The following is a 23,891-nucleotide window of genomic DNA, read 5'->3' as shown; positions in this document are numbered from 1 at the left end:
CCGGCAAGTTTGCGCCCCGGCACCGCATTAATAAAGCTTTGGTTTATTATTCAATGCATAAGAAATTCTTTGGGACTGCCCCGTCATGCGCGGCCTGAACCTGGATCACCTGCGCATTTTTCTCGACGTGATCGAGCTGGGCAGCTTCTCGGCTGCGGCCCAGAAGCACGGGCTGACCCAGCCTGCGGTCAGCCTGCAGATTCGCCAGCTTGAACGCCGGTACGGCTTGAGGCTGGCCGAGCGGGTGGGGCGCCGCGTGGCGCCCACTGCGGCCGGCGCCGACTTGCTGGCGCATATCCGTGCCATCGATGCCGAGGTCGAGCAGGCCGAGCGCAGCATGCAGGCCCACAGCACCCAGATCGTCGGGCGCGTGCGCCTGGGCACGGGCGCCACGGCGTGCGCTTATCTGCTGCCGCGGCTGCTGGCCGACCTGCGGCGCCGCTTCCCTGCGCTGGAAATCGTGGCCAGCACCGGCAATACCGCCGATGTGCTGCGCGGCATCGAAGCCAACACGCTGGACATCGGCCTGGTGACGTTGCCCGCGCCGGGCCGCATGTTCCAGACAACGCCGGTGCTGGAGGACGAGTTTGTCGCCATTTTTCCGGAGCAGGGAAAATGGCCGGTGCGCGTGACCCCGCAGGCCCTGGCCGAATTGCCGCTGGTGCTGTTCGAGCCCGGCGCGCGCACGCGCGAACTGGTCGATGGCTGGTTCGAGACCGCTGGCCTGCGCGTGCGGCCCGTCATGGAACTGGGCAGCACCGAAGCCATGAAAGAGATCGTCGCGGCCGGCCTGGGCTGCGCAATCCTGCCCGGCATGGCGGTTCCCGCAGGGCGGGGCAGGCACGGCGTGCGCGTCAGGCCGCTGGCGCCGCGGCTGTCGCGCACCTTGGCCGTGGTGTTGCGGGGCGACAAGCCGCTGCATCGCGGCCTGGGGCAGCTGCACGCGGCGCTGCTGGGGTTGCGGGGCGCGCGCCGCTAGGGCGGGCGCGGGCGCGGAACCGGACGCCGGCTCGCGATCCGGCGTATTATTTAGCACTTTGCGAACCCAACCCCGCTCGAGAAAGACCATGCCGCAATACCGCTCACGCACGTCCACCCACGGCCGCAATATGGCCGGCGCCCGCGCCCTGTGGCGCGCCACCGGTATGCAGGACGGCGACTTCGGCAAGCCCATCATTGCGGTCGTCAATTCTTTTACGCAGTTCGTGCCGGGCCATGTGCACCTGCGCGACCTGGGCGCGCTGGTCGCCCGCGAAATCGAAGCCGCTGGCGGCGTCGCCAAAGAATTCAACACCATCGCCGTCGATGACGGCATCGCCATGGGGCATGGCGGCATGCTGTATTCGCTGCCATCGCGCGAACTTATCGCCGACTCGGTCGAATACATGGTCAATGCCCACTGCGCCGACGCGATGGTGTGCATCTCGAACTGCGACAAGATCACCCCGGGCATGCTCATGGCCGCGATGCGGCTGAACATTCCGGTGGTATTCGTGTCGGGCGGCCCGATGGAAGCCGGCAAGATCAAGTCGCCTACCGATGGCAAGGTCATCGCCAAGATCGACCTGATCGACGCCATGATCAAGGCGGCCGACCCCAACGTCACCGATGCCGAGGCCGAGCAGTTCGAGCGCAGCGCCTGTCCCACGTGCGGTTCGTGTTCGGGCATGTTCACGGCCAATTCCATGAACTGCCTTACCGAAGCCATCGGCCTGGCATTGCCCGGCAACGGCACCCTGGTGGCCACGCATGCGTGGCGCAAGGGCCTGTTCGAGCAGGCCGGCCGTCTTGTCGTCGACCTGTGCCGCCGCTATTACGAGCAGGACGACGCGTCCGTCCTGCCGCGCAGCATCGCCACCAAGAGCGCATTCCAGAACGCCATGACGCTGGACGTGGCCATGGGCGGGTCCACCAATACGGTGCTTCACCTGCTGGCCGCCGCGCAGGAAGCGGGCGTGGATTTCACCATGGCCGACATCGATCGCATTTCGCGCAAGGTGCCCTGCCTGTGCAAGGCCGCGCCGGCCACCGACAAGTATCACATCGAAGACGTGCATCGCGCCGGCGGCATCCTGGGCATTCTGGGCGAGCTTGCCCGCGCGGATCTGCTCGACCTGACCTGCGGCAACGTGCACAGCGGCACGCTGGGCCAGGCCATCAAAAAGTGGGACGTCAACGGCGGCGCTGGCAGCGATGCGCTCGACTTCTATCGCGCGGCCCCCGGCGGCATTCCCACCACGGTGGCCTTCAGCCAGGACGCCACCTTCCTGACGCTGGACCTCGACCGCCAGTCGGGCTGTATCCGCAGCAAAGAACACGCCTACTCGCAAGATGGCGGCCTGGCCGTGCTGTACGGCAACCTGGCGCCCAACGGCTGCATCGTCAAGACCGCAGGCGTGGACGAATCGCAGTGGGTCTTTACCGGCCGCGCGCGCGTGTTCGAGAGCCAGGACGACGCCGTTGAAGGCATCCTGGGCGACAAGGTGCAGTCGGGCGATGTCGTGATCATCCGCTACGAAGGCCCGAAGGGCGGCCCCGGCATGCAGGAAATGCTCTATCCGACTTCGTACCTGAAGTCCAAGGGCCTGGGCAAGACCTGCGCGCTTTTCACCGACGGCCGCTTTTCGGGCGGGTCGTCGGGCCTGGTTATCGGCCACGCTTCGCCTGAAGCGGCCGAAGGCGGCAATATCGGCCTGGTCGAAGACGGCGACACTATCGAAATCGACATCCCGAACCGCAAGGTGCATCTGGCGGTTTCCGATGAAACCCTGGCCGAGCGGCGGGCTGCCATGCAGGCGCGCGGCGCACAAGCCTGGAAGCCGGTCGACCGCCAACGCGTGGTGTCGCAAGCCCTGCAGGCTTACGCCGCGCTCGCCACCTCCGCCGACCGCGGCGCCGTACGCGACGTCTCGCAGCTGCGTCGCTGAGCAATTGGCCGGTGTCTGACACCCTTTGGGAGTCAGACACCAATAGAGCACAGGCCGCCGTTTACCGGTGTCTGACACCCTTCGGGAGTCAGACGCCCATACAGCACACGCCGTCCATTTGCTCTACCGGTGTCTGATTCCCGAAGGGTGTCAGACACCTGCCCGCCGTCACTACATCCGCTGGCGCGGGCTACGCCGCGCGGGCCCGGCCGCGGGCGTTCCCAGGCGGTTTATCACCAGGTCGTACAACGCCTGTGCGGCGATCGACAATTGCTCGTCCTGCCGGCGGATGATGTAGATCTGCCTTTTCATGCCCGGCAGCGAGATCGGGCGCACCGCCAGCCCGGGGCGTTCAAACTGATAAAGCGTGTAGGTCGGCACCAGGCTGATGCCCAGCCCCGCCTCGACCATGCCGGCCACGGTGGCCAACTGTTCGACCTCGAGCAGCGTGCGCACCACCAGCGGATGCAATGCGGCCTCGACCGCCTGGCGCACGCTGCTGTGGCGCGCAAGATGGATAAACGGCCAGGGCGCCAGGTCGCGCAGCGTCAGGTCCTGTTCCTGCGCCAGCGGGTGGTCTTTGCGGCAAACCAGGTGGAATGTGTCGCTGCACAACGGCTGTGCGTGCAGCACCGCCGGGTCGGCGGGCCGCGTGCCCCGCGACGCCAGGGCGAAGTCGGCCTGGCCCCTGCGCACGAGCTCTATGCACTGGTCCGACAGCACGTCAGACAGCACAAGCTCAATATCGGGATGCGCCGCGTGGTAATCCTTCAGTACGCCGGGCAGCCATCCCGCCGCCAGCGACGGCAAGGCGGCAATATGCGCGCGGCCGCGGCGCAGTTCGGCGTAGTTTTCGATCTGCGCCATCGCATGCCCCAGGTCCGCGAGCAGGCTGCGGGCCAGCGGGTCGAAAAGTTCGCCTTCTTTGGTCAGCATCACGCGGCGGGTGCTGCGGTCGAACAGGCGCACGCCCAACGCCGATTCCAGAGACTGGATCTGCGCGCTGAATGCGGGCTGTGACAAGTGGCACGCCTGCGCGGCCTTGGTGAAATGGCGCAGGTCCGCCAGCATTACAAAGGCGCGCAGCTGGCGCGTCGAGAGGTCTGCCGAGAGTTTCATCCGGATTGCCGATTAATCGATACGTAGAATCGATTTAACTTATCGTTGCGCCTATTCTAGACTCTGCATTGGCTGATGGCGGGCAGAAAGGCGATGAATTCGATTCCTTCCCTATGGATAGGCTGTGCGGCGGGCTTCTCGGGCGACCGGACCGACGCGGCAGGCCCGGTGGTCGACACCCTGATTGCGCGGCTGGGCGGTGCGCCGGCGCAGGGCCGCGCCTTCCTTATTTTCGAGACACTGGCCGAACGCACCCTGGCCCTGGCGCAGCTGCGCAAGCGCGCCGATCCGCAGGCCGGCTACGAGCCACTGCTCGACGACATGCTGCGTCCGGTGCTGGCCCGCTGCCTGCAGTACGGCATACGCATCGTCAGCAACTTCGGGGCGGCCAACCCCAAAGGCGCCGCTCGCCACATCCTGCGCATGGCGGACGAACTGGGGTTGCGCAAACCGCGCATCGCGGTCGTCACGGGCGATGACATTTCGGGGCAACGCCACGCGGAACTGCTGTCGCGCTACCTGGACCCATCCTACGATCCGTCGCATGTCGTCAGCGCCAACGCCTATCTGGGCGGCGAGCCCATCCGCGCCGCGCTCGACCAGGGGGCGGATATTGTGGTGTGCGGGCGCGTGGCCGACCCGTCGCTCACGGTGGGGCCGGTCATGTCGTATTTCGGCTGGCAGCCGCACGACTGGACCCGTCTGGGGCGCGCCACCATGGCCGGGCATCTGCTCGAATGCGGGGCACAGGTTACCGGAGGCTATTACGCCGACCCCGGCTACAAGGACGTGCCCGGCCTGCACCGGGTGGGCTTTCCCATTGCCGAGATCGACGCCGACGGCAACTGCACCATCACCAAGGCCGACAACACCGGCGGGCTGGTTACCGAGGCCACCGTCATCGAACAGTTGCTCTACGAAGTGCATGACCCCGCCGGCTACCTTACGCCCGACGTGGTCGCCGACATTACCCAGGCCGAGGTACGGGCAGTGGGCCCCGATCAGGTGCGCCTGACCGGGGTGCAAGGCCATCCCAGGCCGTCTTCTTATAAGGTCAATGTCTGTGTCGAAGGTGGCTGGCTGGCCGAAGGCGAAATCTCATATGCCGGCCCCCGCGCCGAAGCACGGGCGCGGCTTGCGGCCGATGTGGTGACCGCGCGCCTGCCCGACATGCGCATCCGCGCCGACCTGATCGGTTGCGTCAGCATTTTCGGCGATGACGACGGCCGCCTGCTGGCAAGCCAACCGGCCGGCGATCGCGACGACGTCAGGCTGCGGCTGGCCGCGCACGGCAAAACCCGCGAAGACGCAGCCCGGCTTACCCGCGAAGTCACCGCCCTGTACTGCTGCGGCCCCGCCGGCGGCGGCGGCGTGCGCATAACGCTTACTCCCCGGCTGAACCTGGTGTCATGCCTGGTTCCGCGCGACCTGGTCGCAACCGGCTTCGAAATGGTGGATGCCCATGGCTGATCTCATCGTGCCCTTGTCGCGCGTGGCCCATGCGCGCACCGGCGACAAGGGCGACCGCACCAACATCAGCGTCATCGCCTGGAACCATGCGCTTTATCCGCTGCTGGTCGAGCAGCTCACCACGGCGGCGGTGCAGGCCTTGTTTGCCCATCGCCGGCCGTCGGCCACGCGGCGTTACCTGCTGCCCAAGCTGGGCGCGCTGAACTTCGTCATGGATTCGACACTGGACGGCGGCGTCAACGGCGCGCTGAACCTGGACGCGCACGGCAAGGCCCTGTCGTACTGGATGCTTACTGCGGAAATCGCGGTGCCGCCGCATCTGGCCCAGTACCTGGCCGGGCCGGCGGCGCCGCCTTGCGACGCGGCAGCCGCGCGGCCCTGAACCCGGGCGCAGCGCGCCTCTTCAGATAACAGCCGATGCGCCGCCATCCATCGGAATAATCGCGCCCACCACATACGACGCGCGCGGGCTGGCCAGAAACAGAGCCACGTCGGCGATTTCTTCGGGCTTGGCGTAACGGCCTATCGGGATGCCGGCCTGGTTCTGCTGCAGGGCTTCATCGCGCGTGATGCCGCGTCGCCGGGCGTCCAGGTCCAGGGCCTGTTCTACGCGTTGCGTAAACACGGGGCCCGGGTTGATGGCATTGATGCGGATGCCGTATTGCGCGTAGTGCCCCGCCAGCCCCACCGTAGACAGCATCAGTGCGGCGTTGGCCGAACCGCCCGCCAGGTGGGTGCTCTTGGGATGCTTGCCTCCGCTGCCGATGATGTTCACCACAATGCCGTTGATGGCTCCCGGCGGGCGCGACGCCGCTCGTTCGCGCATGCGCGGCAGCACGGCGTCCTGCACGTAGATGTACGGGAAGAACTTGGCATCCATGGCGGCGCGCCATTTGGCGGCGTCCAGCTCTTCCGGTTCGTGGCGTCGCGCGGCGCCCGCGCTGTTGACCAGGATGTCGATGGGGCCGATGTCGGCCTCGATGCGTTCAATGACCTGTGCGGCTGCCTGGGGGTCCGACAAGTCCGCCGCATACGCCGCGACGTTGTGGCCGCTTGCCTGCAGCTGTGTGCGCGCCTGTTCCAGCCCTTCGGGGCTGCGCGCAATGATGACCACGTATGCGCCTTCGGCGGCGAAGGCATTCGCTACCGCCAGCCCGATACCCTTGCTGCCGCCCGTCACGACCGTGACCTTGCCGTTCAGTTTCAGATTCACTTCGTTCCCCGTCGCAGATAACGTCGCGGTCAACGATACCTCATCCGCGCGCGGGGGAGGGCAGCAGTCCGGTGTCTGACACCCTGCGGGAGTCAGACACCCAACATGTCCCTCGGCGAGTTCGGCTGCAACGCGGCCGGTGTCAGACACCCTGCGGGAGTCAGACACCCAACATGTCCCTCGGCGAGTTCGGCTGCAACGCGGCCGGTGTCAGACACCCTGCGGGAGTCAGACACCCAACATGTCCCTCGGCAAGTTCGGCTGCAACGCGGCCGGTGTCTGACACCCTGTGGGAGTCAGACACCTAACATGCCCCCCGGCCAGTTCGGCTACAAGCCACCGGTGTCTGACTCCCGAAGGGTGTCAGACACCCTCAACAATCCGTCACCAGGCGCCGGCATGCCTTGCTCTTACGCCGTGGCCAGTGTGCACGGCTGGCGGTCGAGCTTCCAGCTATAAAGTGCAATGAGCAGGCCGCTGGCCGTAACCGCCGCGGCCACCAGTGGCGTGGCTGCCAGGCCGGGGCCGTGGTCGATGGTCACTCCCCCCAGCCACGCGCCCGCCGCATTGCCCAGATTGAAGGCCGCGATGTTGAAGGCCGAAGCCAAATTGGGCGCGTCGCCTGCCTTTTCGAGCACACGCATCTGCAACGCCGGCACGGTGGCAAATGCCGCGGCGCCCAGCACCGCCACCGTAATCACAGCGGCGATCTTGTCGTGCGCAGTGATACTGAATACCGCCAGGACCACGCTCAGCAAAGCCAGGCTGCCGGCCAGCGTGGGCATGAGCCGCTTGTCCGCCAGTTTGCCGCCATAGGTATTGCCCGCCACCAGTCCCACGCCAAACAGCAGCAGGATGGGCGAGATCGCGCCGGCGTTGAATCCGGCCAGTTCGGTCAGCAGCGCTGCGATATACGTAAACACAGTGAACACGCCGCCAAAACCCAGCACCGTCATGGCAAAACCCAGCAACACTTGGGGGCGGCCCAACGCGCGCAATTCCACCATCAGGTCGCCGCCATGGTCGCCGCGGATGCGCGGCACCCACACGGCGATTGCAAGCATCGCCACCACGCCCACCCCGGTTACCGCCCAGAACGTCGCGCGCCAGCCCCACAGCTGGCCCAGCCAGGTGCCAAACGGTACGCCCAGCACGTTGGCCAGCGTCAGGCCCGTAAACATCAGCGCAATCGCCGAGGCTTGTTTTTCGGGCCTGACCAGGCTGGTGGCCACCACCGAACCAACACCGAAGAACGCGCCGTGCGCCAGCGAAGTCAGCACTCGCGCTGCCATCAGCGCGCCGTAGCCGGGCGCCATGGCACAGGCCAGGTTGCCCAGCGTAAAGATCAACATCAGGGCCAGCAGCAGCGTCTTGCGCGGCATGCGGGTCGTGAGCATCGCCACGGGCGGCGCACCCGCCACTACGCCCAGGGCGTAGCCGGTGACCAGAAGCCCGGCGCTCGATAGCGACACGCCCAGATCCGCCCCGACTTCGCGCAGCAGGCCCATGATGACAAACTCCGTGGTCCCTATCCCAAAAGCTCCCACGGCCAGCGCCCATAGCGCGATCGGCATATCAAACTCCTTGAAACGTTGGGGTTTACCCCGATGCCGCATTGTGCGCCGCCTTATTTTTGAGAAAAATACTCCCCTGGTCATATCACCTTTGCTTTTGAGTCAATAATGCCCTTGAATTCTGACGCCTTGCGTGTGTTTCTGGCGGTGGTGGACACCGGCACCCTCAGCGGCGCGGCCGAGCTGCTGGGGCAAACCGCGTCCGGCGTCAGCCGGGGCCTGTCGCGGTTGGAGTCTCAACTGGGGGTGACTTTGCTGGCGCGCACCACGCGGAGGATGGAACTGACTGAAGAAGGGCAGTTGTTCCTGAAGCGGGCGCGCGAGATCGTGGCCAGCCTGGACGATGCCGAGGAATGCATGCGTATCCGCCACCAGCAGCCGTCGGGCCGGCTGCGCGTGGACGCCTCGGTGCCCGTGATGCTGCACTGTGTTGCGCCGCATATCGCCGACTTCCGCGCCCAGTATCCCGAAATTTCACTGGAGCTGACCAGTAACGACCGTATCGTCGATCTGGTAGAGCACCGCACCGATATTGCATTAAGAGTGGGGACGTTGGCCGATTCCAGCCTGCACGCCCGGCCGCTCAGGCCGGCTCGCCGGTGGGTGCTGGCAAGCCCCGCCTACCTGCTCAGGCGCGGCACGCCATGCAGTGTTGAAGACCTGCAGCGGCACGAATTGCTGGGTTTTACCCAGCCGGAAAGCCTGAACGTCTGGCCGCTGCGCCACGCCGGCGGCAGCGAACTCGCCATCGTGCCCACGCTGGCCGCCTCCAGCGGCGAGACGTTGCGCCAGCTGGCTATCCACGGTGCGGGCATCGGTTGCTTTTCGGAATTCATGGCGGATGCCGACGTGGCCGCGGGGCGGCTGGTCCGCCTGCTGGAGGACGCGCACACCGATCACGTCCAGCCGGTGCATGCGGTGTACTACCGCAACACCCAGCTTGCGCGCCGGATCGCCTGCTTCCTGGATTTTTTCGCGCGACGAATGTAGCCCGGCACGCGCCTGGCACCGCCGCGCCGGCGGCGCCAGGCGCGTGCCAGCGCGGGCGGGTCAGCGCGGATCGTCGAAGGCCGCGTCGATTTCCACGATATCCATCTGCGCGTAGCTGGCCGCTGCGCCGCTCAGGTCCCAGACCGCCGCGCCATTGGCGACCTCGATCGCGGCTGCGTCTTCTTTGCGCATGCGCGCCAGCGCGCGCTCTACCGACTGGGCCGCGTGTTCGCGAGGCACGCAGATCACGCCATCACCGTCGGCCACGATCAGGTCGCCCGGCGACACGGGGGCGCCGTCGCAGACCAGCGGCGCGTTGACGCGTCCGTGCCCCGACTTGTCCGGGTGCGACGGGCAGATATGGGTGGCCCAGGTGGGGCTGCCCAGTTCGCGCAGCATATCCGTGTCGCGCACGCTGCCCTGCACCACAATGCCGGCCAGGCCCTTCTTCAATGCATAGCGCGCCGCCATGTCGCCCCATTGGGCGCCCGAGACGGCGGGTTCGCACACGACCACCAGCACATCGCCCGGCTGCGCCAGGTACAGCGCGCGGTGCATCATCAGGTTGTCGCCAGGCGCGCAGTAGGCGGTGACCGCCGGGCCGGCGATGCGCATGCCGGGCACCACCGGGCGCATGCGGCTGGACATCAGGCCGCGACGGCCCGCAGCGTGCTCGGCCTCGTGCAGGTCAGACACGCTGACCTCGCGCGCCTGCGCGCATACGGCGGCGTCCACGCGGTTGACGCGCAGATAGACTAGGGATCGATTCACTTGCGGTTCCTTTGGCAGTCCAGGGTTAGTGCGGCACGCAATAGGCTTGCGGCGACAGGCGGAAGGTCGTGCGTTTCATCAGGCGTGGCTGGTCCAGCCGCATTTCATCGCGCCGGTGCATGGTGCAGCCGTTGTCCCACATGATCAGGTCGCCGTTGTGCACCTTGTGGCGGTACACGAGTTCGGGGCGGCTGCCCGCTTCAAACAGCAGCGGCAGCACGCGCTCGTTCTCGGCCTCGCTCAGGCCGTCTATCGACACCAGCGTGGTCGGGTCCGCGTACAGCGCCTTGCGGCCCGTGATGGGGTGGGTCAGCACGACAGGATGGCTGGCGTCCGGAAGGCTCAGCATCGCGTTGGCCTGTTTGGCGTCTTTTTTGAGCTCGAGGGGGTTCATGATCGCCATGCGCTTGGCATAGCGATAGATGCCGGTGCGGCCGTCGATAAGCGCCTGGATGTCGCGCGGCAGGCTTTCCCAGGCGGCGTATTGGTTGGCCCAGTAGATGTCGCCGCCGCCCTTGGGCACTTCCACCCCGTACAGCATGGCGCCGGTGGCCGGCTCGCGCATGAAGGTCTGGTCGGAATGCCAGGCCACGTCGTCGCCGCCTGCGAAGCCGCCCACGCCGCGTCCGTCGGCATAGCGCAGCGTACTGAAATAGATGATCTCGTCGTGGTAGGGCGAAAGAATGTCTTTGCGGGCGATGACCTCGCAGGCGCCGAATTGCTGGCTGAACTGCACCTGCTCGTGCTCTTCGATAGACTGGCGCCGGAACACCATCACGGGCGCTTGCTGCCACAGCAGGCGCAGTTGTTCGATGGCGGCGGGATCCTGCAGCAGCAGCTCGATTTTTTCCTGCACTTCCACGACGAAACCGTCGTGCAGCATCTGGTGATTCAGTTCAATGCGCTGGTCGGGCATGGCGGGCCTACTTGAAAGACATGGCGGCGACGCACGCCGCCGGATCGAAGTCCAGCATATCGGCGCGCCGCGGGCCTGCCCATAGCTGCGGGCAGGGGAATTTCACCATTTGAACTTCCGGGGGCGAATCAGCTGATCAGGTGTCTGGAACCAAAGGGTGTCAGACACCTTTGCAGGCACCTTTGCGGGCACCGTTGCGGGCACCGTTGCGGGGGCGGACCGGCTCGAGCCAGGTGTCTGACTCCCTTTGGGTGTCAGACACCTTTAAACGGCGCTGTCTGACACCACCTGCCCGCTTCGCGGCACAGCGCGTCTAGGCAAACAACTTTTCCATCTCGCGCCGAAACCGCACTGCCGGCGCATGCTCATCGAACTCGATGTCATGCCACCGTATCGGCTGCGACTGCCGTACCGGACGCTTGAGCCTTACCTTGTGTGCCAGCCCCAGCGGCAAGAAGCCATCATGCAGCGAATCGCGTGCCGGCGTGAGCTTGCCGTACACCGTATAGCCGCCTTCGCCATCCAGTTCCTGGCCGGCGGGCAGGTCGCGCTTGGCCGTGGCCACCACATCGGCGTGCCATCCCGACGCGGACCCGGTAGGCTCGTGCCGCAGCCCCACGCTTGCCACGCTGATGCCCAGCTCCAGGCCGATCAGGTGGTAGGGTTTGTACATGGCGGCATAGTTGCCGCTGGGGTCGGTGATCAGGCCGTACTCTTTGAAGCATCGCTGCACATAGTCGCTGTCGGCTGCTAGCGTCACGTATACCCCCCAGCGCAGGTCGCGGAACACAGGGCGTCCGTCGCGTTCCAACGACGAAATCACTTCTACCTGCCCGCGATGGTGCAACATGCCGCCGTCTTCGCGCGGGCGCAGCACGCGCGCCAGGTCGTCCACGCCGCAGGGCGGAAAATGCAGGCCCGAAGGCGCCGGCCGCAGCCCCGTGGCGTTGGCCACTGCGGCCATTTCGATGGCGCTTTTGGTGCCGTCCAGAAAGCTGTTGAACATCTGGGCATTGAAGTCGCCGGCCGCCACCATTTCGTCGGTAAAGCCGTAGTACGGCCATACGGTATCGGGGGTAGAGGTATGGAACTCGGGCAGGTATTTCGTGCCTTTGCCCGCCGCGATCACTTCAAAGCCGCTGGCGCGGGCCCAGTCGATCATTTCGCAGATCAGCGCGGGCTGGTCGCCGTAGGCCAGCGAATAGACAATGCCGGCCTCGCGTGCGCGGCGCGCCAGCAGCGGGCCGGCCAGGGCATCGGCTTCTACGTTGACCATGATGATGTGCTTGCCGTGTTCGCAGCAGGCCAGCACGTGGCTGATGCCGGCGGCGGGCTGGCCGGTGGCATCGATCACGATTTCGACCTCGGGGCTGGCGATAACCGACGCTGCGTCGTCGGTGAAATACACCCGCCCCGAACGCATCGCATCCTGCGGGCTGGCGGCCCGCAAGGCATCGGCAGGCCATCCCACCCGCGTCATGGCCGCGCGCGCGCGGTCCGGTTGCAGGTCGGCGACGGCAACCAGCTGGATGCCGGGGGTGCGGCGCGCCTGGCTGAGAAACATGGATCCGAACTTGCCCGCGCCCAATAGTGCGACACGTAGCGGCTTGTGGTCGGCCTGGCGCTGCTTGAGCAGGCGGTGCAGATTCATGGCTCGGTCTCCTTGGCGATGCAGGCGCCGGGGCCCGCGCAAGGCGGCCCGACGCGGGCATGTTGCGAAGGCCAGAATAGCGGCTTTTTTGTACTTGTGGCGCTACATTTTGTGCCGCTGCCTGGGCGGCGGGGGCGGCCTGCGCATGGCGCTATCGGTCGGCGCGATACAGTTCGCCCGCCAGTACGTTGCGCCAATTGGCCCAGGTCAGCCGCGGGCGGTCGGCAACGTGGCGGTTATAGGGAGCGTCGTACACGATATGGCGCCAGCTGGGCGGCACCGCTCCGTTGATACTGGGCCGATCATCGATCAGCAGGTCGCCGCGCACCAGCGTCTTGTCGCGCGTGAGCACCATGCGCTCGGTGGCCGCGCGCCCTAGGTGTCGTTCGACCCATAGGAATTTCTCGGCCACGCAATTCTCGAACTGCCGCAGGGGCGACGTGCAGATGCGCACGTCCATGCCCAGGCCGAGCAGCGCGTGGTAGGCCTCGACCGCGCCGGGCACCGGGGGCAGGTTTCTGATGAAGCCCGGCGACGTATAGATGGCTTCGGCACGCGGGCGCAGCTCGGCCGGGTAGTCTTCCAGGATATGGAAAGCGCGGCGGTCTTCGTATGCCACCGGCTCGATATCGGGGTGGCGCTCGCGCCAGGCGTCGATGAAAGCGTGCTCGAAATCGGCCAGCACGCCATCTTGGTCAAGCAGGATCAGCATGTGGGCTGTACAGGCAGGATGGGGTCTAGATTGTGCCATGCGGCGTCAGCCCGGCGAGCGGGCCAGCACCTGATAGTTTGCGACGCCGTTCTGCGGGCGCGACTGCACCAGCACATAGCCGTCGTAGGCCCAGTTCGCCGGCGGCGGCGCGGGCGGCAGGTTGTCCAGCTGGCTGGCGCGCCGCAGCAAGGTGACGTGCGGCCGGAAAGCCTGGGCCGGCCGACGCCAACCCATGGGCTGCAGCCAGTCCCACAGGCGGTCGTAGGTGTTCTGCAGCGCGGCCTGCGGGTCCGCAGGGCCGGCCCACACGATGCCCTGGCGGCGGAACACGCCGTACCGGTCCAGGGTGATGCGGCCCGGCAACGCGGGCTGGTTCAGGGTTTGGGCCACCAGGTCGGGCACCCGGTCAGCGTCGACCGCGCCCAAAAACGCCAAGGTCAGGTGCAAGGTATCGGGCCGCATGGCGCGACCGCCGCAGGCGGCCCGGGCTTGTGCGGCCCAGCCTGCCAGCGTGGCGGCCAGTCCTGGCCCAGGCCATAACGCAAAAAACAGCCGTGCCCGGCCTGGAGCCGTAGCAGCGTCGGGCACAGCGGTATTGAAAGAGGCGGGCATGACGCCACATTATGGCCGACTCCAGGCAAATCGAAACCAGTGCGCAAGTACAACAACATCAGTCACGCCGCGGCGAACGCGCTCAGCTGAAAGCGGCAACCCCGTTGCCACCCCACATTCGTCGGTGTCTGACACCCAGGCCGTCTCCCGGACACCAGGCCCGCCCCATTCAAGACAGCCCACAGGTGTCTGACACCTTTCGGAGTCAGACACCCAGGCCATCTCCCGGACGCCAGGCCCGTCTCATTCAAGACAGCCCACAGGTGTCTGACTCCGCCAGGTGTCAGACACCCCCGCGCACCCCTTGCCGTCATCGTTGCGCGAATGCGGGCGCCAGCTAGGTGTACCCGTCGGTGTCTGACACCTTTCGGAGTCAGACACCCAGGCCATCTCCCGGACACCAGGCCGCCCCATTCAAGACAGCCTACAGGTGTCTGACACCTTTCGGAGTCAGACACCCAGGCCATCTCCCGGACACCAAGCCCGTCCCATTCAAGACAGCCTACAGGTGTCTGACTCCGCCAGGTGTCAGACACCCTCCCGCGCATCCCTTGCCGTCAGCGTTGCGCCAATGCTGGCGCCAGCGGGGTGTCCCAGCCGCCGCCCAGCGCGCGCACGAGCCGGACGGCCGAGCGGGCGCGTTCGCCGTCGAGCTGCACCGATACACGCTGCTGCGCAAGGACGGTGCGGTCGGCCTCGATCACATCCAGATAGCTGATCGACCCTTCCTCATACTGCACATGCGAAATGCGTGCCGCGCGCTGCGACGCCTGCAGGGCCGCATCCTGTGCCTGTGTCTGGTTCGACAGAATGCGCAGGTTCGACAGGTTGTCTTCCACTTCGCGGAATGCGTTCAGCACGGTTTGCCGATAGTTCGCCACATCTTCTTCGTACGCCGCGCGGGCCCGGTCCAGCCCCGCCTGGCGGCGGCCGCCATCAAAGATCGGCAGCGACAGCGCTGCGCCCACAAGCGGGCCCAGCAGGAAGGTGCGGCTGGACCACTGGAACAGGTTGCCCAGTTCGGATGATTCGAACCCTGCTGCTCCCGTAATATCCAGGCGCGGGAAGAATGCCGCCTGGGCGGCGCCGATGCGCGCATTGGCCGCGGCCATCGCGCGTTCGGCGGCCGCAATGTCCGGACGGCGCTCAAGCAGCGCGGACGGCAGCCCGGCCGGGATGCTCACCGACACCCGCGTCAGCGGCTGGGCGGGCAGGCTGAATTCGGCCGGTGTCTTGCCCAACAGCACGGCCAGCGCGTGTTCGGCTGTAGCGCGGCGGCGCTCGAAGCCCAGCGCTTCGGCGCGTGCCGATTCCAGTTCCGACCGCGCACGCGCCAGGTCCAGTTCGCTGATGTCTCCGGCGTCGTAGCGGCGCTGGATCAGGTCGAGCGTTTCGCTGCGCAATTGCACTGTCTGCCGGTATAACTGCAGGCCGGCGTCAAGCTCGCGCACCTGGAAATAGGCTTCGGCCACGTCCGCCTGCAAGGCAAGCAACACCGAACGGTACAAGGCCTCGCTCTGCTGCACGTCTGCGGTAGCCGCGTCCACGGTCGATGCCACACGGCCGAACAGGTCGGCCTCGTATGCCACCCCCACCTGGGCGCGCCACAGTGTGGTGGTGTCGGCCGAGGCGTCGTCGGCCAGCCCCTGCGAGGCCGGCGACGGGCGCTGGCGCGTTGGCCCGAAACCCGCGTCCACCGTCGGAAACAGCCCGGATCGCGCCGTGCCCAGCAGGGCGCGCGCCTGCTTGAGACGGGCCGCGGCGGCTTGCAGGTTGTGATTGGCCTGTTGCGCCTCTGCCTCGAGCGCGTTCAGCGTCGGGTCGCCAAACAGCTTCCACCATTCGCCGCGCAGGGCCTCTTCGGCGGGCTGCGCGGTTTTCCAGCTGCCCGCTTCATGGGCGGGCAGCGCCTCTTTGTAGGCGGCCGGCGTGTCGACCTGCGGCCGCTGGTACTCGGGGCCCACCGCGCAGCCGGCCAACAACATCAGCAAGGGCAGCAGCGCGGACGAACGTGTCAATAAGTGCTTCATGGTCATGCTCTCTTCAATGGCCCGCATGCGGCGCGGGGACGGGCGCCTCGTGATGGGTGGCCGAGTGCAGCTTGCGCGAGCTCATCGACCTCAGCAGCACGTAGAACACCGGCGTCAGGAACAGCCCGAACAGCGTCACGCCCAGCATGCCGAAGAACACCGCCACGCCCATCGCCTGCCGCATTTCCGAGCCGGCGCCGGTAGACAGCACCAGCGGCACCACGCCCATGATGAAGGCGATCGACGTCATCAGGATCGGCCGCAGGCGCAGGCGGCTGGCTTCGATAGCCGCGTCGAGCGGACTGCTTCCCTGGATTTCCAGCTCGCGCGCAAACTCCACGATCAGAATGGCGTTCTTGGCCGACAGCCCCACCAGCACCATCAGGCCGATCTGCGTGAAGATGTTGTTGTCGCCCTGCGTGAGCCATACCCCGGTCAGCGCGGCCAGAATGCTCATGGGCACGATCAATATCACCGCCAGCGGCAGCGTCAGGCTTTCGTACAAGGCGGCGAGCACCAGGAACACCAGCAGCACGCTGATGGGAAACACCCATATGCCCGCGTTGCCTGCCAGGATCTGCTGGTAAGTCAGGTCGGTCCATTCGAACTTGATGCCGCGCGGCAGGGTCTCGGCCGCGATGCGCTCGGCCGCGTCTTGGGCCTGGTCCGACGAATAGCCGGGCGCCGGCCCGCCGTTGATGTCGGCGGCGGTAAAGCCGTTGTATCGCACCACCATTTCGGGGCCGAACGTCTGCTTCACGTCCACCAGCGCCGACAACGGCACCATCTGGCCGGTTTCGCTGCGCGTTTTCAGCTGCAGGATGTCGTCAGGGTGCGAGCGATACGGCGCATCGGCCTGGGCACGCACCTGGAACACCCGGCCAAAGCGGTTGAAGTCATTCACATACATCGAGCCCAGGTAAATCTGCAGCGTATCGAACACTTCAGTCACGGGCACGCCCAGCTGCTTGGCCTTCACCCGGTCAAGATCCACATCGAGCTGCGGCACATTGATCTGATAGTTGGTGAACGTGGGGCCCAGCTCAGGCGCCTGGCGCGCCTTTTCCAGGAATGCCTGCGTCGCCTTGTCCAGCTCTGCGTAGCCCAGGGCCGAACGGTCTTCGATCTGCAGCTTGAAGCCGCCCATGGTGCCCAGTCCCATCACCGGCGGCGGCGGAAACACCGCGATGAAGGCGTCCTTGATCGCCCCGAACTGGCCGTTCAGGCTTGCCGTGATCGCGTCGCCCGACAGGCCGGCGCTGTCGCGTTCGGCAAAAGGCTTGAGCGTCACGAATACGATGCCGGCACTGGAACTGTTGGTGAACCCGTTGATCGACAAGCCTGGAAAAGCAATGGCGCTTTCCACGCCGGGCTCTTGCATGGCGATGTCCGACATGCGGCGTATCACATCTTCGGTGCGATCCAGCGATGCGCCGTTGGGCAGCTGGGCAAAGCCGATCAGGTACTGCTTGTCCTGCGCCGGCACGAACCCGCCGGGCACGATATACGAAATGCCTACCGTGGCCGCCAGCAGCGCGGCGTACACCGCCATGGCGCCACCCTTGTGGCGGATCACGCGGGTGACACCCGTGGCATATGAGTCGGACGCGCGCCCGAAGAACCGGTTGAACCAGTTGAAAAATCCGCCAAACACCTTGTTCATGCCGCGCGTCAGCATGTCCGGCCTGTCGTGGTGGCCCTTGAGCAGCAGGGCGGACAGCGCCGGGGACAGCGTCAGGGAATTAAAGGCCGAGATCACCGTCGAAATGGCGATGGTCATGGCGAACTGCTTGTAGAACTGCCCCGACAAGCCCGTCATGAACGCCAGCGGCACGAACACCGCGCACAGCGTCAGGGCAATGGCGATGATGGGGCCGCTTACCTCGCGCATGGCCCGGTACGTGGCATCGCGCGGCGTGAGCCCGGCCGCGATATTGCGTTCTACGTTCTCGACCACCACGATGGCGTCATCCACCACAATGCCAATGGCCAGCACCATGCCGAACAGCGACAGCGCGTTGATCGAATAGCCGAACATCAGCAGCAGCGAAAACGTGCCCACAATGGAAACCGGCACCGCCAGAAGCGGAATAATCGATGCGCGCCAGGTCTGCAGGAACACGATCACCACCAGCACCACCAGCGCAATGGCTTCCAGCAGCGTGGTGATCACCGCCTTGATGCTGGCGCGCACAAACTGCGTGGGGTCGTATTCAATGCGGTATTCGACCGACGGCGGAAAATCCGCCGACAGTTCCTTCATGGCTTCGCGCACTTGCGCCGACACATCCAGCGCATTGGCGCCCGGCGACTGCATGATGCCCATGCCGATGGCCGGCTTGTTGTTCAGCAGCGAACGCAGGCCATATTCTTGCGCGCCCAGTTCGATGCGCGCCACGTCAGACAGGCGGGTCACCGCGCCATCGGGCGACGACTTCAGGATGATGTTGCCGAACTCCACTTCATCCTGCAGGCGGCCCTGCGCGTTGACTGAAAACTGCATAGGCACATCGCCTTGCGTGGGCGACGCGCCGATCACGCCGGCGGCCACCTGTACGTTCTGTTCGCGGATGGCATTGACCACGTCGGTGGCGGTCAGCCCGCGCTGGGCAACCTTCTGCGGATCGAGCCATACGCGCATCGAGTAGCTGCCGGAACCCCATATCTGCACTTCGCCGACGCCACCGATGCGCGCCAGCCGGTCTTTGATGTTCAGCACGGCATAGTTGCGCAGGTACGTAATATCGTAGCGGTCGTCAGGCGAAATCAGGTGCACCACCAGCGTCAGTGTCGGCGAGCTCTTGGTGGTGGTAACGCCCAGGCGCTGCACGTCGGGCGGCAGGCGCGGCAGCGCCTGCGCCACGCGGTTCTGCACCAATTGCTGCGCCTTGTCCGGGTCCACCCCCAACTTGAAGTGCACCGTCACAGCCAGGTTGCCGTCGCTATTGGCCTGCGACTGCATGTACAGCATGTCTTCGACGCCGTTGATCGATTCTTCCAGCGGCGAGGCCACCGTGGCCGCGATCACTTTAGGGTTGGCGCCGGGATACTGCGCGCGCACCACCACCGAAGGCGGCACCACTTCCGGATACTCGGAAATGGGCAGCTGGAACATGGCCAACAGGCCGGCCAGCAGCACCACCACCGACAGCACGCCCGCGAAAATCGGGCGGTCGATGAAGAATTTGGAAATATTCATGCTCGGCTTCCGAGGGCTATTTCAGGTTGGCCGCGGCGGTCTGTACAGCGGCCGGCGCCGTGTCCATGGACACGAGATTGGGGGCGACCATTTCCCCGGGGCGCACACGCTGCAGCCCGTTGACCACGATGCGCTCGCCTGCCTGCAGGCCGCTGGTGATGACGCGCAGGTTGCCCTGGGCTGCGCCGAGCGCCACCTGGCGGTAGGCCGTGCGGTTGTTGTTGTCCACCACCAGCACGAAGCGCTTGTCCTGGTCGGTGCCGATGGCCCGTTCCTGAACCAGCACGGCATCGTGCGGCTGGGTGCTGCCCAGGCGAATGCGCGCATACATGCCGGGCACCAGCAAGCCGTCGGCGTTGTTGAACACGGCGCGCACGCGGATCGTGCCCGACGAGGTGTCGATACGGTTGTCCACTGAGTGCAGCACGCCTTCGCGCGCATAGCCCGTTTCGTTGGCCAGGCCCAATTGCACGGGAACCTGCGCGCCGGCCATCCGCGCCGGGCTGACATACTTCAGGTAAGCCTGCTCATCCACGTCGAATGACGCGTACATCTGCGATACCGACACCAGCGTGGTCAGCGCCACCGAGTTTGCGCCGGCGGCCACCACATTGCCTTCGGTGACTTCGGCGCGCGACACGCGCCCGGCCACCGGCGCCACGATTTCGGTGTAGCCCAGGTTCAACTGCGCCGTCTCCAGGGCCGCCTCGGCCGCCTTCAGGTTGGCTTCGGCTTCGCGCGCATCATTGCGCTTGGACTCGAAGTCGCGCCGGGCGATAGCGTTCTCGGCCAGCAGGCGCTTGCCCCGGGCCAGTTCCGATGCCGTGAAGGCCACCCGCGCGCGCGCCGCGGCCAATTGCGCCTGCGCACGGCTGACTTCGGCTGCATACGGGCGCGGGTCTATGGTGAACAGGGGGTCGCCCTTGTTGACCAGGCTGCCATCCTGAAAATGCACGGCCATCAGAGTGCCGGACACCAGCGGGCGGATTTCCACGCGGTCGATGGCTTCCAGCCGGCCGGAATAATCCTGCCAGTCAACGATGCGCTTTCCCAGGGCGGGGGCGACATCCACCGCGGCGGCCGCCGGCGCGGACTGGGCCTGGGCAGCGCCCTTGCCTTCGGGGGTGGCCAGCAAGCTGTAACTGCCGCCTGCAATCAACAGGGCCGCGACGACCGCCAATACAATACGTTGGCGCGAAACAATCATGGTGTTTCCTTGAATTAAATGGGGACATTTGGCCGGCGCAGCGGGAAATGCGATTCCGGAAGCCGGCTGCCGGCGTGTTGGGACGTCGGTTGCGGCTATCGGCCATGTCAGGGCGATTGCATTTTGAGTGTTTTCCCTTAAGGGATAAACACAGATAAATCGTCAACACTAGTCGGCCCAGACGAACAATCTCGGCAAAAACCGCGTTATGCTGAGCGCACTTTCTCTTTTTTGCTCATCCAGGACACGACCATGGACCGCTTTCAGGCAATGCAGGTCTTCGTGCGCGTTGTCGACGCCAACAGCTTCACGCGCGCGGCCGACAGCCTGGCCCTGCCGCGCACGACCGTCACCACCGCCATTCAGAACCTCGAGCGACGCCTGGGCGTGCGGCTGCTCAATCGCACCACACGCCGCATCAGCCTTACCCCCGACGGCGCCGCTTACTACGAACATTGCACGCGCATCCTGGCCGAGGTCGAGGAAACCGAAGCCTGCTTCCAGGACGCCGCCTTGCGCCCCCAGGGCAAGCTGCGCATCGATGTGCCCGCCAGCATCGGGCGGTTGATCCTCATTCCGGCGCTGTGCGAATTCCACACGCGCTATCCGGATGTCGAACTGGTGATAGGCATGGGCGACCGCCGCGTCGATATGGTCCAGGAAGCCGTTGACTGCGTGATCCGCGGCGGCGAACTCGAAGATTCCAGCCTGGTGGCCCGCCGCATCGGCACGTTCCAGGCGCTGACCTGCGCGGCGCCTTCGTATCTGGCGCGCCGCGGCATGCCGCATACGATAGAAGACCTGCAGAATCACTACGCGGTGCATTACTTTTCGAGCCGGTCGGGCCGCAACTGCAATTGGGACTTCGTCATCGATGGCAAGACCCGCGAAGTCGATGTGCCCGGCTGCGTGTCTGTCAACGACTGGAGCGCCCACCTGGCCTGCGCGCTGCAGGGCTTCGGGCTCGTGCAGACGGCGCGCTTCATGGCGCTGCCGCACTTGCAGGCCGGCGAGTTGATCGAAGTGCTGCCGCAGTGGAAGCCGCGTTCGGTGCCCATATCGCTGCTGTATCCGCAAAGCCGGCAGCTGTCGCCCAAAGTGCGGGTGTTTTCGGATTGGGTCGCCGAACTGTTCTCGCGCTGCCCGCTGCTGAACGGCGGCGATGGTTCCGAACCCTGCGCGGATATCGGCAAGCCCGAGCTCACCCCGGCCGCCGAGCGCGCCACCCGGCTGGGCCGTTCCGTGGAAGCCGAATACGTGCTGTAGCGGGCCCGCCGGGCTCGTATCGACGCGCTCGCGCAAGCTGCGCAAGGGCTGTCGCCGGACGGGCGGCGGCGGCCTTACTGTATATTTGTGCGTCGCTTCCACGCAGCTTTGTCCCGCTATATGCAGCAGCCCGTCCTACCCGCATACCTGATTGCCCGTTGGCTCCTTCTGCTGGTGCTGCTGGCGGGTGCGTATTTTCTCAGCGGTTTCCTCGTTCCCGCCCTGGCCGCGCTGATCATCGGGCTGGCCACTTGGCCTGTGTTTCGGCGCGTCGTCGACCGGTGCGGCGGGCGCACGATTCCCGCGGCGACGGTGATGCTGCTGGGCGTCATTCTGATACTGATCATTCCGCTGACGCTGGCCCTGACATACGCCGTGAAAGAGGCCAGCAATTTTTTCGCGTGGGCGCTGGCGGCCAACCGCTACGGAGTGGCCGTGCCGGACTGGATATCTTCGTTGCCCGGCGTAGGGCCGCGCCTGGCGGTGTACTGGCAGACCTACCTGGGCGAGCCGCATGCCCTGGGCGCCATGGTCGAGATGGTCAGCGGCGAACACCTGGGCAACATCTATCGCATGGTCCTGTCGGCCACCGGCAACGCATTCCAGCTGCTGCTCAGCGTGGTCTTCATGCTGATCACACTGTTTTTCGTCTACAAAGACGGCGACCGCATGATCGCGCAGCTGGACGTACTGGGCGAGCGCATCCTGCCTGCGCGCTGGCAGCGTTTCTCGCGGGTGGTGCCCGCCACGGTGGGGTCCACCGTTACCGGCATGAGCCTGATCGCCGCGGGCGAGGGCGTGGTGCTCGGCATTGCATACTGGCTGGCGGGCGTGCCGTCGCCCGTGCTGCTGGGCGTGGTAACGGGCTTCATGGCCCTGATTCCCGGCGGGGCTCCGCTGTCGTTCACCCTGGTTTCGCTGTACCTGGTGGGGTCGGGGCACCTGGTGGCGGGGCTGGCGCTGTTTGCCTGGGGCACCATTGAACTGTTCATTGTCGACAAGACGCTGCGCCCGCGCCTGGTGGGCGGGCCGGTCAAACTGCCGTTCCTGCCCACTTTTTTCGGGCTGGTGGGCGGCGTAAAAACCATGGGCATCGTCGGCCTGTTCGTCGGGCCGGTGCTGATGGCGCTGCTGGTTGCGGTGTGGCGCGAATGGGTGCGCAATGTCGAGCAAGAGCGTGACGCGGCCCGGCTGCAGCCGGCCGCGGAATCGGGCGACAATTGATATCCGCCCGTTGGGCGGGCATAACGTGTACGGGCTTACATCTTCCCGAGGTTGAGAATGTCTGCATCATGCGTGGCCGAGCAATTGGCCACTCTGCGTCGGCAGGGCTATGTCGTAGTACGGCAATTCGCGCCTGCCGCAGTGGTCACGGCGCTGCGCGACGAAGCCGAGCGCCAATTGGCCAGCCAGGCCGGGCCCATCGAGTACGAAGCCGATCTGCAGTACCCTGGCGCGCCACCGTCGCGCCAGGCGCCGGGCGGGGCCACCGCAAGGCGCCTGCTGGGCGCCTTTGGCCGTGGCCCGCAGTTCAAGGCGTGGGCTACGTCGCCCGCCGTGGCCGCCTGGCTGCGCGCGTACTTCGGCGAAACGCCTGTGCTGTCCACCGTGCATCACAACTGCGTGATGACCAAGCATCCCGCGTATGGCAGCCTTACGGGCTGGCACCAGGACATCCGCTATTGGTCGTTCAGCCAGCCCGAGCTGGTGTCGGTGTGGCTGGCGCTGGGGCCGGAAACCGCCGAAAACGGCGGGTTGTACTTCATCCCGGGCTCGCACACGGCGTCTTATTCTGCCGAGCAGTTCGACGAGAAAAAATTCTTCAGGGATGAACTACCGGAAAACCGGCGCTGGATCCAGCAGGCGGTCTGCCCCGAACTGGCGCCTGGCGACGTGGTGTTCTTTCATTGCCGCACCCTGCATGCCGCCCGCCAGAACGGCACCGACCGCGTGAAGTTCTCGCTGGTTCACACGTACCACCCGCAAAGCTGCCTGCCCCTGCCAGGCAGCCGCTCGGCGTCTGCGCCCGGCGTACCGCTGGGCGACGAATAACTCAGCAGGTTCCGTCTGACACCTTTGGGTCAGCCTCCGCGTGGAGGGCCGGCCTGGCTCATCGGGGCCACCTGGGCTGTATCGCAGCGGTGTCTGACACCTTTGGAGTCAGACACCGGGTAGCGGGCGGCCTGGCTTATCGAGGGGCTGTCTGTGGCGTGTGGGGTGTCAGGCTCCGAAGG

At 66.0% G+C, this 23,891-nt stretch carries 19 protein-coding genes; 8 read left to right on the top strand and 11 right to left on the bottom strand.

Annotated elements, in window-relative coordinates:
- Nucleotides 1-85: 85 nt before the first annotated feature.
- Together CAL19_RS16725 and ilvD are read left to right on the top strand one after the other, a co-directional pair.
- Nucleotides 86-979, top strand: a complete 894-nt coding sequence (locus tag CAL19_RS16725) for a LysR family transcriptional regulator (RefSeq protein ID WP_094797457.1) — start codon at nucleotides 86-88, stop codon at nucleotides 977-979.
- 88 nt (nucleotides 980-1,067) lie between these two features.
- The gene (gene ilvD / locus CAL19_RS16720; RefSeq protein WP_094797456.1) at nucleotides 1,068-2,927 is read left to right on the top strand and encodes a dihydroxy-acid dehydratase; all 1,860 of its coding nucleotides are present in this window, start codon (nucleotides 1,068-1,070) and stop codon (nucleotides 2,925-2,927) included.
- Between the two features lie 171 nt (nucleotides 2,928-3,098).
- Here ilvD and CAL19_RS16715 read toward each other — a convergent pair whose 3' ends face one another.
- Nucleotides 3,099-4,046, bottom strand: coding sequence for a LysR family transcriptional regulator (locus tag CAL19_RS16715; RefSeq protein WP_094797455.1), 948 nt, complete (start codon nucleotides 4,044-4,046; stop codon nucleotides 3,099-3,101).
- Nucleotides 4,047-4,139: 93 nt separating this feature from the next.
- Here CAL19_RS16715 and CAL19_RS16710 point away from each other — a divergent pair, with 93 nt between their 5' ends.
- Together CAL19_RS16710 and CAL19_RS16705 are read left to right on the top strand one after the other, a co-directional pair.
- Nucleotides 4,140-5,516 carry an acyclic terpene utilization AtuA family protein gene (locus tag CAL19_RS16710; protein ID WP_094797454.1) on the top strand — a complete coding sequence of 459 codons (1,377 nt, stop codon included), beginning with the start codon at nucleotides 4,140-4,142 and terminating at the stop codon, nucleotides 5,514-5,516.
- Entirely contained in the window at nucleotides 5,509-5,898 is a 390-nt protein-coding gene (locus tag CAL19_RS16705) for an AtuA-related protein (RefSeq protein ID WP_094797725.1), read from the top strand. The genes CAL19_RS16710 and CAL19_RS16705 overlap by 8 nt, the downstream gene beginning before the upstream one ends.
- 21 nt (nucleotides 5,899-5,919) lie before the next feature.
- Here the strand turns inward: CAL19_RS16705 and CAL19_RS16700 are convergent, their stop codons facing one another.
- On the bottom strand, nucleotides 5,920-6,729 hold the full coding sequence (locus CAL19_RS16700) for an SDR family oxidoreductase (protein WP_094797453.1): 810 nt from the start codon (nucleotides 6,727-6,729) through the stop codon (nucleotides 5,920-5,922).
- A 410-nt stretch (nucleotides 6,730-7,139) separates the two neighbouring features.
- On the bottom strand, nucleotides 7,140-8,303 hold the full coding sequence (locus tag CAL19_RS16695; protein WP_094797452.1) for an MFS transporter: 1,164 nt from the start codon (nucleotides 8,301-8,303) through the stop codon (nucleotides 7,140-7,142).
- A gap of 108 nt (nucleotides 8,304-8,411) precedes the next feature.
- On the opposite strand from CAL19_RS16695, the gene CAL19_RS16690 reads away from it, so the two are divergent.
- The gene (locus CAL19_RS16690; RefSeq protein WP_094797451.1) at nucleotides 8,412-9,293 is read left to right on the top strand and encodes a LysR family transcriptional regulator; all 882 of its coding nucleotides are present in this window, start codon (nucleotides 8,412-8,414) and stop codon (nucleotides 9,291-9,293) included.
- Nucleotides 9,294-9,353: 60 nt separating this feature from the next.
- Here CAL19_RS16690 and CAL19_RS16685 read toward each other — a convergent pair whose 3' ends face one another.
- The 8 genes from CAL19_RS16685 to CAL19_RS16650 form a co-directional block, all read right to left on the bottom strand.
- Nucleotides 9,354-10,064, bottom strand: coding sequence for an RraA family protein (locus CAL19_RS16685; RefSeq protein ID WP_094797450.1), 711 nt, complete (start codon nucleotides 10,062-10,064; stop codon nucleotides 9,354-9,356).
- Between the two features lie 25 nt (nucleotides 10,065-10,089).
- Nucleotides 10,090-10,980, bottom strand: a complete 891-nt coding sequence (locus CAL19_RS16680; RefSeq protein WP_026641380.1) for a TauD/TfdA dioxygenase family protein — start codon at nucleotides 10,978-10,980, stop codon at nucleotides 10,090-10,092.
- 313 nt (nucleotides 10,981-11,293) lie between these two features.
- Nucleotides 11,294-12,631, bottom strand: coding sequence for an NAD(P)H-dependent oxidoreductase (locus CAL19_RS16675; RefSeq protein WP_094797449.1), 1,338 nt, complete (start codon nucleotides 12,629-12,631; stop codon nucleotides 11,294-11,296).
- Between the two features lie 151 nt (nucleotides 12,632-12,782).
- Nucleotides 12,783-13,343: a 5'-3'-deoxyribonucleotidase gene (locus tag CAL19_RS16670; protein ID WP_026641382.1), complete on the bottom strand. Its 561-nt coding sequence runs from the start codon at nucleotides 13,341-13,343 to the stop codon at nucleotides 12,783-12,785.
- Nucleotides 13,344-13,388: 45 nt separating this feature from the next.
- Nucleotides 13,389-13,955, bottom strand: coding sequence for an RNA 2',3'-cyclic phosphodiesterase (gene thpR / locus CAL19_RS16665; protein WP_094797448.1), 567 nt, complete (start codon nucleotides 13,953-13,955; stop codon nucleotides 13,389-13,391).
- Between the two features lie 557 nt (nucleotides 13,956-14,512).
- Nucleotides 14,513-15,985, bottom strand: coding sequence for an efflux transporter outer membrane subunit (locus CAL19_RS16660; RefSeq protein WP_432759168.1), 1,473 nt, complete (start codon nucleotides 15,983-15,985; stop codon nucleotides 14,513-14,515).
- Nucleotides 15,986-15,998: 13 nt separating this feature from the next.
- On the bottom strand, nucleotides 15,999-19,184 hold the full coding sequence (locus CAL19_RS16655; RefSeq protein WP_026641385.1) for an efflux RND transporter permease subunit: 3,186 nt from the start codon (nucleotides 19,182-19,184) through the stop codon (nucleotides 15,999-16,001).
- Nucleotides 19,185-19,200: 16 nt separating this feature from the next.
- Nucleotides 19,201-20,391, bottom strand: coding sequence for an efflux RND transporter periplasmic adaptor subunit (locus CAL19_RS16650; protein ID WP_094797447.1), 1,191 nt, complete (start codon nucleotides 20,389-20,391; stop codon nucleotides 19,201-19,203).
- Nucleotides 20,392-20,643: 252 nt separating this feature from the next.
- Between CAL19_RS16650 and CAL19_RS16645 the strand changes: the two genes are divergently transcribed.
- The 3 genes from CAL19_RS16645 (at nucleotide 20,644) to CAL19_RS16635 (ending at nucleotide 23,709) form a co-directional block, all read left to right on the top strand.
- Nucleotides 20,644-21,657 (top strand): LysR family transcriptional regulator, encoded by a 1,014-nt coding sequence (locus CAL19_RS16645; protein WP_026641387.1) that lies wholly within the window; start codon nucleotides 20,644-20,646, stop codon nucleotides 21,655-21,657.
- A gap of 120 nt (nucleotides 21,658-21,777) precedes the next feature.
- On the top strand, nucleotides 21,778-22,881 hold the full coding sequence (locus tag CAL19_RS16640) for an AI-2E family transporter (RefSeq protein WP_026641388.1): 1,104 nt from the start codon (nucleotides 21,778-21,780) through the stop codon (nucleotides 22,879-22,881).
- A 57-nt stretch (nucleotides 22,882-22,938) separates the two neighbouring features.
- Complete coding sequence (locus tag CAL19_RS16635; protein WP_026641389.1) at nucleotides 22,939-23,709, top strand: phytanoyl-CoA dioxygenase family protein; 771 nt, start codon at nucleotides 22,939-22,941, stop codon at nucleotides 23,707-23,709.
- The last annotated feature ends 182 nt before the right edge of the window (nucleotides 23,710-23,891 follow it).

It is taken from the genome of Bordetella genomosp. 7, assembly GCF_002261265.1.
Classification (GTDB): domain Bacteria; phylum Pseudomonadota; class Gammaproteobacteria; order Burkholderiales; family Burkholderiaceae_B; genus Bordetella_A.
This window is presented reverse-complemented; position numbering and strand designations above follow the sequence as displayed.